The organism is Tellurirhabdus rosea, from assembly GCF_026278345.1.
Taxonomy (GTDB): Bacteria; Bacteroidota; Bacteroidia; order Cytophagales; family Spirosomataceae; genus Tellurirhabdus; species Tellurirhabdus rosea.
In genome coordinates, this window is the sequence record NZ_CP111085.1 from 4,533,536 (window position 1) to 4,548,068 (window position 14,533).

The 14,533-nt window shown below is 58.3% G+C and carries 10 protein-coding genes and 1 other RNA gene; 1 reads left to right on the forward strand and 10 read right to left on the reverse strand.

Features of this window, described 5'->3' with window-relative positions; translation table 11 throughout:
• Positions 1–5 precede the first annotated feature (5 nt).
• Both ORG26_RS19265 and ORG26_RS19270 read right to left on the reverse strand, forming a co-directional pair.
• Positions 6–548: a DUF4468 domain-containing protein gene (locus ORG26_RS19265; protein WP_266364681.1), complete on the reverse strand. Its 543-nt coding sequence runs from the start codon at positions 546–548 to the stop codon at positions 6–8.
• 182 nt (positions 549–730) lie between these two features.
• Positions 731–3,139 (reverse strand): ABC transporter permease, encoded by a 2,409-nt coding sequence (locus tag ORG26_RS19270; RefSeq protein WP_266364683.1) that lies wholly within the window; start codon positions 3,137–3,139, stop codon positions 731–733.
• A 187-nt stretch (positions 3,140–3,326) separates the two neighbouring features.
• Here ORG26_RS19270 and ORG26_RS19275 point away from each other — a divergent pair, with 187 nt between their 5' ends.
• A complete protein-coding gene (locus ORG26_RS19275; RefSeq protein WP_266364685.1) occupies positions 3,327–3,890 on the forward strand; it encodes a TetR/AcrR family transcriptional regulator in 564 nt (187 codons plus the stop codon).
• Between the two features lie 59 nt (positions 3,891–3,949).
• On the opposite strand, the gene ORG26_RS19280 is transcribed toward ORG26_RS19275, so the two are convergent.
• From ORG26_RS19280 to ORG26_RS19315, 8 genes are all read right to left on the reverse strand, one after another.
• Positions 3,950–7,081 (reverse strand): efflux RND transporter permease subunit, encoded by a 3,132-nt coding sequence (locus tag ORG26_RS19280; RefSeq protein ID WP_266364687.1) that lies wholly within the window; start codon positions 7,079–7,081, stop codon positions 3,950–3,952.
• An 11-nt stretch (positions 7,082–7,092) separates the two neighbouring features.
• Positions 7,093–8,148, reverse strand: a complete 1,056-nt coding sequence (locus ORG26_RS19285) for an efflux RND transporter periplasmic adaptor subunit (protein ID WP_266364689.1) — start codon at positions 8,146–8,148, stop codon at positions 7,093–7,095.
• Between the two features lie 20 nt (positions 8,149–8,168).
• Positions 8,169–9,497, reverse strand: a complete 1,329-nt coding sequence (locus ORG26_RS19290; RefSeq protein ID WP_266364691.1) for a TolC family protein — start codon at positions 9,495–9,497, stop codon at positions 8,169–8,171.
• A 54-nt stretch (positions 9,498–9,551) separates the two neighbouring features.
• Positions 9,552–10,028 (reverse strand): MarR family winged helix-turn-helix transcriptional regulator, encoded by a 477-nt coding sequence (locus tag ORG26_RS19295; RefSeq protein WP_266364693.1) that lies wholly within the window; start codon positions 10,026–10,028, stop codon positions 9,552–9,554.
• Between the two features lie 189 nt (positions 10,029–10,217).
• Positions 10,218–10,584: a transfer-messenger RNA gene (gene ssrA / locus ORG26_RS19300) on the reverse strand.
• Positions 10,585–10,729: 145 nt separating this feature from the next.
• A complete protein-coding gene (locus ORG26_RS19305; RefSeq protein ID WP_266364695.1) occupies positions 10,730–11,887 on the reverse strand; it encodes a pyridoxal phosphate-dependent aminotransferase in 1,158 nt (385 codons plus the stop codon).
• Positions 11,888–11,975: 88 nt separating this feature from the next.
• The gene (locus ORG26_RS19310; RefSeq protein ID WP_266364697.1) at positions 11,976–12,752 is read right to left on the reverse strand and encodes a patatin-like phospholipase family protein; all 777 of its coding nucleotides are present in this window, start codon (positions 12,750–12,752) and stop codon (positions 11,976–11,978) included.
• 123 nt (positions 12,753–12,875) lie between these two features.
• Positions 12,876–14,261 carry an MATE family efflux transporter gene (locus ORG26_RS19315; RefSeq protein ID WP_266364699.1) on the reverse strand — a complete coding sequence of 462 codons (1,386 nt, stop codon included), beginning with the start codon at positions 14,259–14,261 and terminating at the stop codon, positions 12,876–12,878.
• Between the last annotated feature and the right edge of the window lie 272 nt (positions 14,262–14,533).

Below are 14,533 nucleotides of genomic sequence, written 5' to 3' on the forward strand. Positions count from 1 at the left end.
CTTTCTCAAAAGGCTGGGTAATTTTTTACCTCTTCTTCCAGAGAGGCCAGCAGCGTCTTCAGCTGTTTGTCAAGTTCGGCGTAGGCAGCCTGAAGGTCTTTTTCCGACCGCTGGCCGTAGGTTTCGATGGCAAGCGGTTGCCCGTTGGCGTCCTCGACCTGAAGCCGCGTCAGGGTGGCCCGGTATTTTCGATTGGCACACTCGACCAGAACAGTGCCCCGGAACCGATAAACTCCTCCCGATGAGCTTTCTGAACGGGGAATCTGGACGGTCAGCTTTACCCGTCCCGCCAGATCGCCGGTTTGCGGGTCGTTGAGGGCCAGCGTTTCGTCGGCTCCGGTCTGCAACAGCCAGAGGCGGGTCCGGCGGAACAGCTCGGCCTGCGACACGCTGCCGCAGTCTACAACGGCCGCGTACCGGACTTTCTGGTTAATCAGGGGCAGAACGCCCAGCAGTTTGTCGCCGGACGGGCCGGTCGGCGGGGTTGCTTTGGCAAGAGGGATCATATTCCAGAGCAGTAGAAAAAAGAGGAAGGTTGACGTTTTCATGTTGATAGTGCGGGTGCGGATGGCAGGGTGATTTTTGGAAATTACCCTTAACCTTCTTTAAATGAGCTTTTTGTTGCTTTTTTGACAAAGGTGTGATCCGAACACCCGCGTTTGCAACAAAAGTCAAACGAATGGAGGAAAAGAAGCCCGCAACCGCCTCAAACAGAAATTGAAGTGCCGATTTATTCGGAACGAATGGAGTTCACCGGATTCATCAGCGCCGTCCGGATGACCTGAAGCGCCACGACCCCCGTGGTGAGAATCGCCAGCAGCGCGGCCACCTGCACAAACGGCTGCCAGCCAATCCGGGTGTGGTACGCGTAACCGGCCAGCCAGTCCGACAAAGCCAGATGGGCCAGCGGCCAGGCAATCAGATTGGCCAGAATCATGACCCAGAAATATTCCCGCAGAAACAGCAGAACGACGTTCGCCACCGAAGCGCCGAGCACCTTCCGGATGCCTACTTCCCGGGTGCGGCGGGCCACGGTCAGCGACACCATGCCGACCACGCCCAGCAGAACGATCAGGAGCGCCAGCCCGGTTGCCAGATACGCCGCCTTTTCCAGTTGAAGCTCTGTCTGGTAAAGCTGCTCCAGTGTCTGGTCCATAAAGGCGTATTCAAACGGGGCGTCCGGGAAAAGCGTGCGCCACCGCTGCTCCAGCCCGGCCAGCGTCCGGCGCGGATTGCCGGGGGCGAGCCGGAACGAGAAAAAGCGGTACAGCGGACGGACCTGAACCGGCATAACGACCAGCGGGGCGATGGCCTGGTGCATGGGCCCGAAGTGAAAGTCCCGCACAACGCCCCCAATCCGGAAGGTCGCCGGGCCGCCCTGAAACCGGACGGGCTGCCCCACCGCCGCTTCCGGACTGGCGTACCCGAGTGCCCGGATGGCCGCTTCGTTGACGACGATGCGGGTGGAGTCGAACCCCGCGCCGCCTTCGTGGAAATAACGGCCGTTGCGCAGCTCGATGCCGTAGGTGCGGGCGTAGTGCTCGTCGGTGGTCATGAGCCGGGCGCTGACGGCCCGGGTCGAGTCGCGGCCCTCGGGATACACGCTGACATCGTTGCCGACATTGCCGTTCGGAATCTCGAAAGAAAGACTCGCCGCCTGCACCCCGGACGTCCGGGCGAGCTGGTCGCGGGCCGCCTGCATCCGGGTGACGCCCTCCGCCGACCAGTTGCGAGGCAGGGACGAAACGGTCAGCACGGCTTCCTTGTCAAAACCGAGGTCGGAATGGAAAAAATGGGCGATCTGGCGCGAGACGATGATGGCTCCCACAAACACGAAAACGGCAATCGAGAACTGGAGCGTCACCAGCGCCCGCCGGAAAATCATCCCTTCGCGGGCGGTTCGGCTTTTGCCTTTCAGCGAAGCGACGGTCGAATAGGCCGCCAGATGCAGGGCCGGATAAGCGCCCGCCAGCCCGCCAATCAGCAGCACGCCGACCGGAATCAGCGCGCCGTACTGCCAGGGCAGCTCCGTCAAGGCGGGAATGGGTTTGCCCACCACCTCGCTGAAAAAGGGCCGGAAAGCCATGTAAAGGCCGATAGAAAGCAGAAAGGCCAGGGTCGTCAGCACCAGCGCTTCCGTCAGAAACTGGACCGTCAGCTGCCGACGGAGGCCGCCCAGCAGCTTCCGCACGCCGATTTCCCGGAGCCGTGCCGTCGATACGCCCATCGAAATATTGACAAAATTCAGAACGGCCATCAGCAGGATGAACACCGCCACGACGGCCAGTGTCGTCATCAGGCGGCGAACCAGCCCGAAGTTGCTTTCGAGATAAAAGTCCGTCAACGGCGTCACGTAGGCCGTCAGACTCTGCTGAATGTCGGCGGGTGCGTTGGTTTTGATGAGCTGGGCCAGCGGCCGGGCCAGGTCCTGCGGCGTCACGCCGGGTTGCAATTCGATGTAATTGACGATGTAGGGATTCTGCCAGGAGTTCATGTCGGCCCCGAAGTAAGGCAGGGCCCCGGGCGACATGAAAATCTCATTCGGTTCCCGGAGCAGGTGCGAAACCGAATTGGGCGTCAGGGCTTTCAGAACGGCCGTGACCTGAAATTCCTGCCGTCCCGCCTGGGGCGTTTCGACCGTCAGGGTCTGGTGGAGCACGTCTGTCGTGCCGAACAGTTTTTCGGCTTTGGCGGCGGTCAGGACTATGGCGTTCGGGGCGTTCAGGGCCGTGCGGGGGTCGCCGTGCAGCAGGCCGAAGCCGTACATGGTCAGCAGGGTAGAGTCTCCAATCTGAATGGATTCGCGGAAGTGGTTACTGCCCTTCGAGAGGGTCGCCCCGACGCCGTGGAAGCGGTAGTAATTGGCCACCAGCGCGGGATACTCGGTTTTGAGAGCCGCCGCCATCGGGGCCAGCGACGTGATGGGCATTGCCCGGCTGTCTTCTTTCCAGCGACTTTGAATCAGGCACTGCCGGTCGGCATGGCGCAACTGGCGGTTCACCCCAAATTCGCCCCAAAGGTAGGTGCTGATGAGCAGGGCAAAGGTGATGCCGACCGCCAGCCCGACGATGTTGAGTCCGGAATACAGCTTGCGGCGCAGCAGATTCCGCCAGGCGATTTTGAAGTAATTCTGAAGCATAGAGTCCGTGCCTTGAATGCGGCGGCAAGGTACGGACGATTGGGGGAGGCGGGCTGTTAAAAAACGTTAAGCTTATTTGTCCGCGGGCGGTTCATTCTTCAGCACTTATTCATTAAAATTAGTTCTACAAAAAACACGAGATCTTACGACGCGACACGCCTTATTCTGTCCGCTTCTGCACACAGGAATGAAAGAACGAATCCTTGCCGAGGCCCGGCACCAGTTTTACCATTTTGGCGTAAAAACCGTCCGGCTGGACGATATTGCCCAGCAACTGGGCATTTCCAAGAAAACGCTGTACCAGTATTTCAGCAGCAAGGAAGAACTCGTCCGGGCCATGCTGGAGGCGCAGCTGAACGAGGCCATGACCGTGGATACTTCGATTCATGCGCAGGTCGTCAACCCGATTGTTGCCGCCATGCAGCTCTGGGACCGGCTGTCGGGCTACCGCCAGACCACCAACCCGAATCTGCTGCGCGACATCCAGCGGTTTTACCCGACCGTGTGGGCCATGTTTCAGGCGTTCCGGACGGCGTACATCAACACCATTCTGGCGACCAACCTGCGGCAGGGCGTCGAACAGGAGCTTTACCGCCGCGATCTGAACGAGAACGTTCTGGCCTGGCTGTGGGCCGAGGAAAGCCAGTGGGATATTCCGTTCAGCGAGGCCGACGCGGCCATCAAGCACCATTTCATCCGGGGTTTGCTGACGCCGAAAGGACTGGCGCTTTACGAAACCCTGCTGCCCTGAAATAAGAAAGGGCCCGCCAATCGGCAGACCCTTTGCTGGTTCATTTATTAATCTAGGTATTAACTGATTGCTTTAGCGACTTCCAGGTCCTTCGGTTTCTTCGGCAGGTTCTTTTTGCCCGTGAAACGATCTTTCAGGCGGTCAACGATGAGGTACATCGACGGCACCACCAGCAGCGTCAGCAGCAGCGACGAGGACAGACCGCCGATGATGACCCAGGCCATCCCGTTCTTGGTCTCGGCACCGGCCCCGCTCGCCAGGGCGATGGGCAGCATCCCCAGAATCATCGCCAGCGTCGTCATCAGGATCGGGCGCAGACGTTCCTTCCCGGCTTCAATGAGCGCGTGGATTACGTCGTGGCCTTCCGCTTTCAGCTGGTTGGTAAAGTCAACGATCAGAATGGCGTTCTTGGCCACCAGACCGAGCAGCATGATCATCCCCACAATCGAGAACACCGTCAGGCTTTCCATCGTCAGCGCCAGCGCCAGCAGGGCACCGATCAGCGCCACGGGGATGGAGAACAGAACAACGAATGGATAGATTACGCTTTCGTACAGGGCCACCATGATGAAGTACACCAGCAGAATCGCAATCCCGAGGGCCAGACCCAGACTGCCGAAGGCGTCGGACTGCTGCTGCAACTGACCGAGGTACTGGATGGTGACCCCTTCCGGCAGCTTCGTCTGCGCCATTTTCGTCTGAATGTCGGTACCGACCGTACCCACCGGACGGCCCACCACCTGCGCGTTGATCGTCACCGACGACAGACGGTCGATCCGTTCCAGCACGCTTTCACCGATCTGTTCCTGCACGGAGGCAAACTGCGAAAGCTCAAAGGAGCGGCCCTGGTTGTTGACGAACGTCAGGCGGCTGATGTCGGCCGCGCTTGAGCGGTCGAACCGGTCGAGGCTGATGAGGATGTCGTACTCGTTTCCTCCCTGCTTGAATTTCGTCTGGTCGTTGCCGCGGAAAGCGTTTTGCAGGGCCATACCCACCTCGGAGGCGTTGATGCCCAACTGCGCCATTTTCTCCCGGTCGAGGTTGACGGTCACTTCCGGCTTCGGGTCCTTGACGGAATATTTCACGTCCTGCGTTCCCGGCACCGACTGCGTTACCTGCTTCACAATGGCCGCCGCCTCGCGGATATCCTTCAGGTTGGTTCCCTTCACCGCAATCTGAATCGGGGCCTGCTGGGCGCCGACGATACCGACGGGGCTCACGGTTACTTTCACGCCCGGAATCTGGGCGACTTCCTGCTTGATGCGCTGCCCGAACTCTTCGGTCGAAAATGTACGGTCTTTCTTATCGACCAGCTTCACGTTCAGGTCGGCGATGTTGCTGTTGGACGACGTTGCCAGACCGGTGCTCGCGTATCCGACGTTGGTAAAGACGTTGGTCACGCCGGGCTGCTTCAGAATGATCTGTTCGGCCCGCTGCGCAACGGCGTTGGACTGGTAGATCGAAGCGGTGGGCGCCAGCTCCAGGTTGACGGTCACTTCGCCAAGGTCACTGCTCGGCATGAAGGCACCCCCGATAAACCCGGCCGGAACCAGCGCGATGGAGCCGAAAAGCATGGCGAGCGTGGCCAGCATCACGTATCGTTTGTGCCCCAGCACCCATTCCAGAATGCGGCCGTAGGCATTGGTCAGGCTCGTCAGGAAATCTTCAAAGCCGAGGTTCAGCCGACCCCAGAGCGAGCTGCGACTCAGCACTTCCACCTTGCCGAAGCGCGAAGCCAGCAGCGGCGTCAGCGTGAACGAGACGAGCAGGCTCATCAGGGTCGAGAAAACGACCACCAGAGCAAACTCGCGCAGGATGTTCCCGATCAGGCCGCCCGTCATCGCCAGCGGTACGAATACCACGACGTCGACCAGGGTAATGGCCAGGGCCGTAAAGCCGATTTCGCTCCGGCCGTCGAGGGCGGCGGTCCGCTTCTCCTTGCCCATTTCGAGGTGGCGGTTGATGTTTTCCAGCACCACAATGGAGTCGTCGACCAGAATACCCACGACCAGCGAAAGGGCCATCAGCGTCATCAGGTTCAGCGAAAAGCCCATCAGGTACATCAGGGCGAACGTCGGAATCATGGACGACGGAAGCGCCACCAGCACGAACGTGGCGGACCGGATACTGTGCAGGAACAGCAGCATCACCAGCGACACGATCACGATGGCCAGCATCATGTCATCCACCACCGCGTGGGCCGAAGCCAGCGTGTACGTAGACTGGTCGGAAGCGATGTTGAACTTCAGGTTGATGTTGCTGTGCTGCTTCTCCAGTTGGGCGATCTTGGCCCGCGTCTGCTCACTGACGGATACCGCGTTGGCGTCCGACTGTTTCTGAATTTGCAGACCGATCGACGGCTGGGCGTTGATGTGGTTGATAGCCGTCGGCTTGGTCGTGGCATCTACCACCTCGGCCACATCCCGGAGCAGCACCTGGCTGCCGTTGGTGCGGCGGGCCACAATCAGGTTCCGGAGCCGGTTGGTCGTCTCGACAGAAGCGTCGAACCGGATGGAGTACTGCGATTCCCGGGTTTCGATCTGACCGGCGGGGTAGCTGGTGTTCGCCGCGGCGATAGCCTGCGATACCTGGCCGATCGACAACCCGTAGGCCCGCAGGCGCTCCTGGTTGACGTTTACCTGAATTTCACGCTCGTTGCCGCCGATGATGTTCACCTGACCAACCCCGGACACGTTCGACAACTGCGGCTTGATGTTGTCGTCGATGAGGTCGTACAGGGCCGTCGGCGACAGGTTGGCCGTCACGCCCATCCGGAGGACGGGAATTTCGTCGGTCGAGAATTTATTGATAATCGGGCGATCCGCCTCGTCGGGAAGCAGGTTGATGATCTGCTCCACCTTCCGCTGGGCGTCCTGCTGGGCCAGAGTCGTGTTGACCCCGTTTTTCAGCTGAACCACCACGATGGAAGCGCCTTCCTGAGAAGTGGACGTCATGCGGTCGAGCCCTTCCAGGGCCGAGAGTGCATCTTCAATCCGCTTGGTCACGTTGGTTTCCACCTCGTCGGCCGAGGCACCCCGGTAGGTCGTCGCCACGCTGATGACGTTGGCCTCGAACTTAGGCAACAGGTTGTAGGACAGCTGCTGGTAGCCCAGCGCACCGAACAGAATCAGTACGATGAAGACCGTGAGAACCAGCAGCGGTCGTTTAACGGCTATTTCGGATACAGACATGATTTGTTTCCTTATTTGGTGATTTGGACGGGCTTACCGTCGCTGAGGTTCAACTGGCCGGTGGTCACGACCTGCTCGCCGGCCGTCAGACCGCCCAGCACTTCGATGGAATCGCCGAACTCACGGCCTACTTTAATCTTCCGCTGTTTGGCTACGTTGCCTTCGATCACGTACACATACGGATTCTTGATGCTTTCAACCAGCGCGGCGCGCGGAATCTGCAGGGCTTTCTGGTTCGACTGCTGCGAGAAATCGACGTTGACGAACGTACCGGCTTTCAGGCCATTGGCGCTGCCGATGGTGATTTCGACCGGGTAGTTATGCTCTTCGGTGCCCTGCGGCGCGATGTACGAAATCTGGCCGGTATAGGTCTTTCCCGGAAACACATCGGCCGTCACGCGGACGGACTGTCCTTTGCGCAGCTGGTACACGTCGCTTTCGTTCACCAGCACGTTCACTTTCAGGCGGTTTACGTCCAGTACCGTGCCCAGCACCGTTCCGGCGTTGACAAACTCACCCGGCTCAATGTCCTTTCTGACGATCTGGCCGCTGATGGGGGCCTTCACACTGGCGTCCGCAATCTGCTTCCGGATCTGCTCGGCCTGGTTGAGCGCGGCCTCGTAGTTATATTTCGTCTCGTTCACCTGAATCTCCGTGGTGGCATTGCCCGCCAGGAGGGTGTTGTAGCGGTTAACGTCTTTCTCCAGCTTCTTGATGCTCAGTTCGGTGGCCTTCAGCGACAGTTCTTTCAGCTTATTGTCGAGCTGCACCAGCACGGCCCCTTCCCGGACCTGCGAGCCGAGGTCAAAACTGACCCGCGTAACCCGGCCGGGCGTGGTAGCGGTGATGGCGGCTTCGCGGAACGGAATCAGGTTGCCGGTTTTAACCAACTGCTGGCTGACCGTTCCTTCCTCGACCGGAGTTACCGTTACCGGAATCGCGACATTAACGCTGGTTGGCTGCTTCTTGCGATCCTCGATGGTCTTCTTGTTGGAAGCCAGCCGGAAGCCGATTAGCGCCGTAACCGCCAGCAGAGCAACGACAACGATGATGGATGACTTTTTCATGGACTTTCTTCGGTTGTATTTCAGAGTTGATTATAAAAGTTTAACAGGGTTCCCTGCGATTGTTCCAGATCGAGCCGGGCCTGGTAGAAATTGATCAGCGAGTTGATGTAATTCGACTGCGCCTGGCGGTACGAATTGTCGGCGTTGATCAGATCGGTCAGGGATTTGGTCCCCTGGCGGTACTGCAAGGTCGTGACGTTGTACACCTCCTGCGCCAGTTTGACGTTGCGCTCGTCGTTCTGAACGCTGGTCTGGGCCTTCTGGAGCTGCGACTGTGCGTTGTTGAACTGCAACTGGAAAGAGGACGTGTTCAGGCGCTGCTGCTCTTCCTGCGTCAGGACGGTCAGGCGCTGCTGCTGAATCTGGGCGTCGCGCTGCAACCCGTCGAAAATGGGCACCCGCAGACTCAGGCCGATGCTGCCGAAGCCCGTAAAATTCTTCAGCGCACCGCCGAAGTTGTTGGCAAACGCCAGCGTTCCGTAGCTGGCCGTGGCGCTCAGGGTCGGCTGATAACCGGCCTTGATGCGGTCGAGCTGCAGGCGTTGCAGCGCCAGGTTCGTTTCCGACTGCTGGATGCTGGCCAGTCGGCGCGGGTCGAACGTCGCCGTTTCGGCCACCTGTACCGGGGCAAACGTCAGCGAATCCGGCAAGGCCAGCGGCTGGTCCTGGTTCAGTCCCATCTGGAATTTGAGCCGGTTGAGCGACAGGGCCAGATCATTTTCGGCCAGCGACAGCAGCGACCGGGTGTTGTTGTAGCTCACTTCCGTATTGGTATAATCGACGGGCTGAATCACGCCGTTGTCGCGCTGGAGCCGGAGGATGTTCAGCACCTGCTCCGTCCGGGCCAGATTATCCCGCAGCAGGTTGATCTGCTGTTTGGCGATAAACACCTGGAAGAAGTTGCTGGTGATGTTATACACAATATCCTCCCGCGTCTGACGGGTGTTCAGTTCCGCCAGTTGCTGGTTGGGTTTGGCCGCTTTCAGGCCGATCAGCAGCGATTTGTCGTAGATCGGCTGGGTCGCCTGAGCCACCAGGTTGGTCTGGTACTTCTGCCCGAAAGCTACCCGGACCGGCTCAGGTCCGAAAACCCCGGCCGGAATGATCGAGGTTTGCAGCTTGATGTTATCGGTAAAATTACCGGAACCCGTGATGTTCGGCAGGTACTGCCCAACGGCCTGACGGGCCTGCTGGTTGGCATTGGCAACCTGATACTGGGCAATGCGTACTGTTCCGTAATGCTGAAGGCCGTAGTCGATACACTGCTTCAGTGACCAGGGACTCTGCGCCCGGCTGAGCCCGGTAGCGGCCAGAATGAGACTAATTCCTAAAACAATTGTCTTTTTCATAGTAGTTGTTGATATGTATACCGTATACATGTCAACCATATGGTTAAAAAAATATCACTCAATAACCGACGAAACTTTGCGAAGGAGTTTCATCAGGGTTTCGTTCTCGTCGGGCGTCAGGCAGTCGGTGATCTGTTTGTTCAGTTCAACGGCCGAGGCCAGGATGCGTTCGATGGCCATTTTCCCGGCGGGAGTAAGGGCAATCAGGTTCTTGCGGCGATCGTTGGCATCATCCACGATTCGCAGGTAGCCATCCCGCTCCAGCGTGCGGATTGAACGCTGAATGCCCGCTTTGTTCTTCTGCAGCAGGTTCGCGATGTCCTGCTGCGAAGGCAGTTCGGGGCCCGAAAAGTAAACGAGTGCCAGCACCGGCATCTGTTCCATCTGCAGGTCATAACCAAGCTTGGCCAGCTCCCGGTTGGTGAATCTGGCGATCAGGTGGCTGACATGGTTAATATTGAACACCAACAGCTGGCCCAGTGCTCCGGTAATCCGGTGTTGTAGTTCATTTTTATTTTCCTGCGATATCATGGCGACAAAAGTAATTGCTGTTGATATATCAACCAAATTTTTGCGCAAAAAGTTTGCTGTCATTACACGAATTCGGGTGTCTTCCGATTGGGCGGGGTTTTGCCCGGAGCGTCAGCGGGGAAAGTCCAAGGGACAAGGGAGGAAAGACGAAAAAAGCCGCTTCCCATCGGGAGGCGGCTTTCACGGAATTTGTGGAGATGCAGGGAGTCGAACCCTGGTCCAGACAAGGAAACCGTCGTGCTTTCTACATGCTTAGATGCCGTTTGGATTGTCGGGAATCGGGCCGGTCGGCATCAAACCTACCGTCATCCTTAGATACTTTGTCTCGTTCAGCGGTCGTATCGCCCGCTAAACCAGCGCTGCAAGTCGATGCCTCCGATTCCAACCCAGCAGCACGTAGGGTCGGGGAGACACAAGCTAGCTAATCTCCGATTAGGCAGCCAGGGCGTAGTTATACTCGCCGATTATTGTTTGAAGATTTGTTATACAGGAAATGTCTTCAACTCCCGGCATGCTTACCCGCAGCCTCATCAAGCTGTCAATTCCGGTCATCCCCAGATTGACGCCGTAAGGGCGTGCTATTTTGTAACGCGAAGGTAGGGAAAATAGTTCAAAGGTTGAACGTTGAAAGTTTAACGCTGCTTCGCCTTTTTACAAGCTCTTAGGAAAGCGGAGCCACGTTAAACGTTCAACCTTCAACTTTAAACGTTCACCCTTTTCACCGCTTCCCAAATCCGCTCTTTCGGCATGCAGAGGGAGACGCGGATGTAGCGCTCGCCTTTGGGGCCGAAGATGAAGCCGGGGGCAATGAACACGTGCTTCTGGTAGAGCAGGTCGTCCACCAGCTTTTCGGCCGATGCTACGCTGTCGGGCAGTTTGGCCCAGAGGAACATGCCTTCCTGGTCGTCGGTATAGGTGCAGTGGAGGGCATCCAGAAAGGCGCGGGCGGCTTCCAGTCGGTCGTGGTAAACGGCGTTGCGTGCGGCATGCCAGTCGTCGGAATTGTTCAGTGCTTCAGCCGCGGCGTCCATGACGGGTTTGAACATGCCCGAATCGACATTGCTCTTGATCGTCAGCACGGCGTCGATATACGGTTTGGCGCCCATCACCCAGCCGACCCGCCAGCCCGCCATGTTGTGCGACTTACTCATCGAGTTCATCTCCAGCGCTACCTCGTTTGCCCCTTCCACCGACAGTAGACTGATCGGCGGACGGCGGTTCAGGACCAGACTGTAGGGGTTGTCGTGGCAAAGCAGGATTTTGTGCTTTTTCGCGAAAGCGACCGCTCGCTCGAACAGCTCGCGCGTGGCCGGGGCACCCGTCGGCATGTGGGGATAGTTCAGCCACATGATCTTCGTTTTGTCGGACACCAGATTCTCGATGGCCTCCCAATCCGGCTGCCAGCCCGCATTTTCAAGAAGTGGATACGTCCTGACCGTGGCCCCGACCATCTGGCTGACGGCCCGGTAGGCGGGATAGCCCAGTTCGGGCACCAGCACCTCGTCGCCTTCGTCCAGAAAAGCCAGCGAAATGTGCGTAATGCCTTCTTTGGAACCCATTAGCGGCAGAATCTCCGTTTCCGGATTCAGGGCAACGCCGTAGGTTTTCTGATAAAAACGGGCGATCGACTCGCGCAGGGCAGGCGTGCCTTTGTACGACTGATACCCGTGCGAAAGCGCCTGACCCGCCGACTTTTCGAGGGCACTAAGTGTATTGTCGGACGGCATCATGTCGGGGTTGCCGATGCCGATATTAATTACGTCATGGCCTTCGGCAAGCAGCTTGCGAACTTCGGCCAGCTTGACGGAAAAGTAGTACTCCTGGGTTTGCCCGGCGCGTTTGGCGAGGGAAATAATCATGGACGGTGCTAACGGAAATAAATAGACTTTTGCAGAAACGGGATGATGATGAAGCGCGGGAAACTGCAAAAGTACAACAATTCCGGAATCATCCGCCAACCGACAGTTCCCGAACGGCTTTCGTCAGCCGGTCTTCCAGCGTCAGCGTGTATTCATACCCGATCCGGAACAGCTCGCGGGCCTTGCGCAGATTGAGCACATCGAAGCGGTTGAGCTCGGTCGGTTCGATCAGCACGTGGCATTTGGCAAAACGCTCCCGCGTTTTGGACTGCACGGCCAGAATCAGGCTCCGCTCCAGCACGCCCTTCAGCGAAGTGATCGGTTTGGACAGCTGGAACGGGTTGCAGTGCGAGCCGATGATGAAATCGACCTTGTTTTCGAGGCATTCGACGGGCAGGTTGTTCAGCACGCCGCCGTCCACATACTGCCGCTGGTTGATCTGATAGGGTTCAAAAATGCCCGGCAGACAGCAGGAAGCCAGGATGGGGCGAATCAACTCCCCGCTTTCAAAGACAATCAGCTCGCCCTCGATCAGATCGGTAGCGGCCACATGCAGCGGAATTTTCAGTGCTTCGAACGAATCGTGGGGAAGGTACTGCCGGTACAGCGCTTCCGCTTTGTCGAGACGGAGCAGCCCCATGCGGGTAAAGGCCGGTCGAACGTGCCTGAAAAAAGGCGTAGTTTCGATGATTTTCAGAATCTCGTCGGGCGTGTAGCCGTGGGCGAGTAGCGCGCCGGCGATGGCCCCGGCGCTCGTCCCCGAAATACGGTCGATGACCACCCCCATTTCCAGCAGCGCTTTAATCACCCCGAGGTGCGCCACGCCCCGCGCCCCACCCCCGGAAAGTACAAGTCCTGTTTTCATGCAAAAAGGTTGAATAGTTTAAAGTTTATGGTTTATAGTTTAACGGAAAAGAGACCACTATTCAGATACCAACACCGCGCCCCTGAACCTTAAACTATAAACCCTAAACTATAAACTTTTCCGCTACACCCGCACCAGTTTCCAGTGGCCGCGGCGGAAGACGGCGACGGCTACCACGGCCAGCAGGGTTTCGCTGAAGGCCACCGACCAGAAAACGCCTTCCGGACCCCAGTTCAGGAGGTTCGCCAGGACGTAGGCCAGCGGTATTTCGATCAGCCAGAAACAGACGATGTTGATGAGCGTCGGCGTCCGGGTGTCGCCCGCCCCGTTGAACGACTGGCTGATGACCATGCCATAGGCGAAGGCGATGTAGCCGAGACAGAAAATCCGGAGACACTGGACGGCAATCGAAACCACGGCGGGGGTGTCATTGAAAATGCCCACGATGGGGCGCGCCGCGATGAAAAACACGATCGCCACGCCCACCAGAAACAGCATGTTGCCGAAGGCCGCCCGCCAGGCCGACGTTTCGGCCCGTTCGGGTTCGCCCGCGCCCAGATTCTGGCCTACGAGCGTGGCGGCGGCGTTGGCCAGTCCCCAGGAAGGCAGAATTGTGAACACAATGATCCGGATGGCGATGGTGTACCCGGCCACCACATCCGGTCCGAAGGTGGACAGAATCCGCGTCAGGAACACCCAGCTGGCCGAGGCAATCAGGAACTGCCCGGTGCCGCCGGCCGCCACGCTCAACAGGTTGCGGATGAGGCCCGAATCAGGCCTGAAGTCGGAGCCCAGCAGGTGAATGACGCCGTTTTGCCGGTAAAAAGCGGAAAGCTGGTAGAGCACGCCGATCGACCGGCCGAGGGTCGTCGCCACGGCCGAACCCAGCACGCCCATCGCCGGCACGGGACCCCAGCCGAAAATGAACAGCGGGCACAGCACGATGTTGACGCCGTTGGCAATCCAGAGCGAACGCATGGCAACCGAGGCATCGCCCGCCCCGCGCAGGCAGCCGCTGAGCGTATACAGCAGGATGATGGCCGGTGAACTGGCAAAAATCATCCGCGTGAAGGCCGAGCCGCTGGCAATCAGGTGCGCATCGCCGCCCATCAGCCGCAGAATGTCGGCTCCGAACAAGGCGCCCGGAATGCCGATGAGCAGCGCCAGTACCAGCGAGACCAGAATGACCTGCCCGACGACCGTGCCGGCTCCGCGCGGATTGCCTTCGCCCACCCGCCGCGAAACGAGGGCCGTAGCGGCCGTACTCAGCCCAATGGCCACGGAGTAGACCAGCGTCAGCACCGACTCTGTCAGCCCGACCGTCGCCACGGCTTCCGTGCCGATTTTGGCCACAAAAAACACGTCAACGACCGCAAAAAGCGATTCCATGACCATTTCGAGAATCATCGGAACGGCCAGCAGAAAGATGGCCCGGTTGATACTTCCGGACGTAAAATTTTTTTCGGAGCCGCGCAAAGCCGCCACAAAAAGCCGGATGAACTTTTTCATGCAGAAAGAGAGGGTTGGGCAGCCCGGCGGACGGACAGCCAATGAAAGCTGAATAAAACAGAAGTGATGACCCCGAAAGAATTGCGGGGCAGGAAGAATAGAAGACCGCGTAGGTCTTTAAGCGAGGACAATCATGGGCTTAGCAGCTTGATACCGCAAAGTTACAACTCCGGTTCAGATCGCCAAATTAAAATTACGTATACACCCGGCCGAAGGTCCCGAAACTTTTTGTAAACTGAGCCGGTTACAAAATGACCAAAATAAAATAATGA

Excerpts from the sequence above, each read along its gene's own strand:
- ORG26_RS19270 (WP_266364683.1), bottom strand. The coding sequence starts at position 3,139 with ATGCTTCAGAATTACTTCAAAATCGCCTGGCGGAATCTGCTGCGCCGC.
- ORG26_RS19280 (WP_266364687.1), bottom strand. The coding sequence starts at position 7,081 with ATGTCTGTATCCGAAATAGCCGTTAAACGACCGCTGCTGGTTCTCACG.
- ORG26_RS19310 (WP_266364697.1), bottom strand. The coding sequence starts at position 12,752 with ATGAAAACAGGACTTGTACTTTCCGGGGGTGGGGCGCGGGGCGTGGCG.
- ORG26_RS19290 (WP_266364691.1), bottom strand. The coding sequence starts at position 9,497 with ATGAAAAAGACAATTGTTTTAGGAATTAGTCTCATTCTGGCCGCTACC.
- ORG26_RS19265 (WP_266364681.1), bottom strand. The coding sequence starts at position 548 with ATGAAAACGTCAACCTTCCTCTTTTTTCTACTGCTCTGGAATATGATC.
- ORG26_RS19305 (WP_266364695.1), bottom strand. The coding sequence starts at position 11,887 with ATGATTATTTCCCTCGCCAAACGCGCCGGGCAAACCCAGGAGTACTAC.
- ORG26_RS19295 (WP_266364693.1), bottom strand. The coding sequence starts at position 10,028 with ATGATATCGCAGGAAAATAAAAATGAACTACAACACCGGATTACCGGA.
- ORG26_RS19285 (WP_266364689.1), bottom strand. The coding sequence starts at position 8,148 with ATGAAAAAGTCATCCATCATCGTTGTCGTTGCTCTGCTGGCGGTTACG.
- ORG26_RS19315 (WP_266364699.1), bottom strand. The coding sequence starts at position 14,261 with ATGAAAAAGTTCATCCGGCTTTTTGTGGCGGCTTTGCGCGGCTCCGAA.
- ORG26_RS19275 (WP_266364685.1), top strand. The coding sequence starts at position 3,327 with ATGAAAGAACGAATCCTTGCCGAGGCCCGGCACCAGTTTTACCATTTT.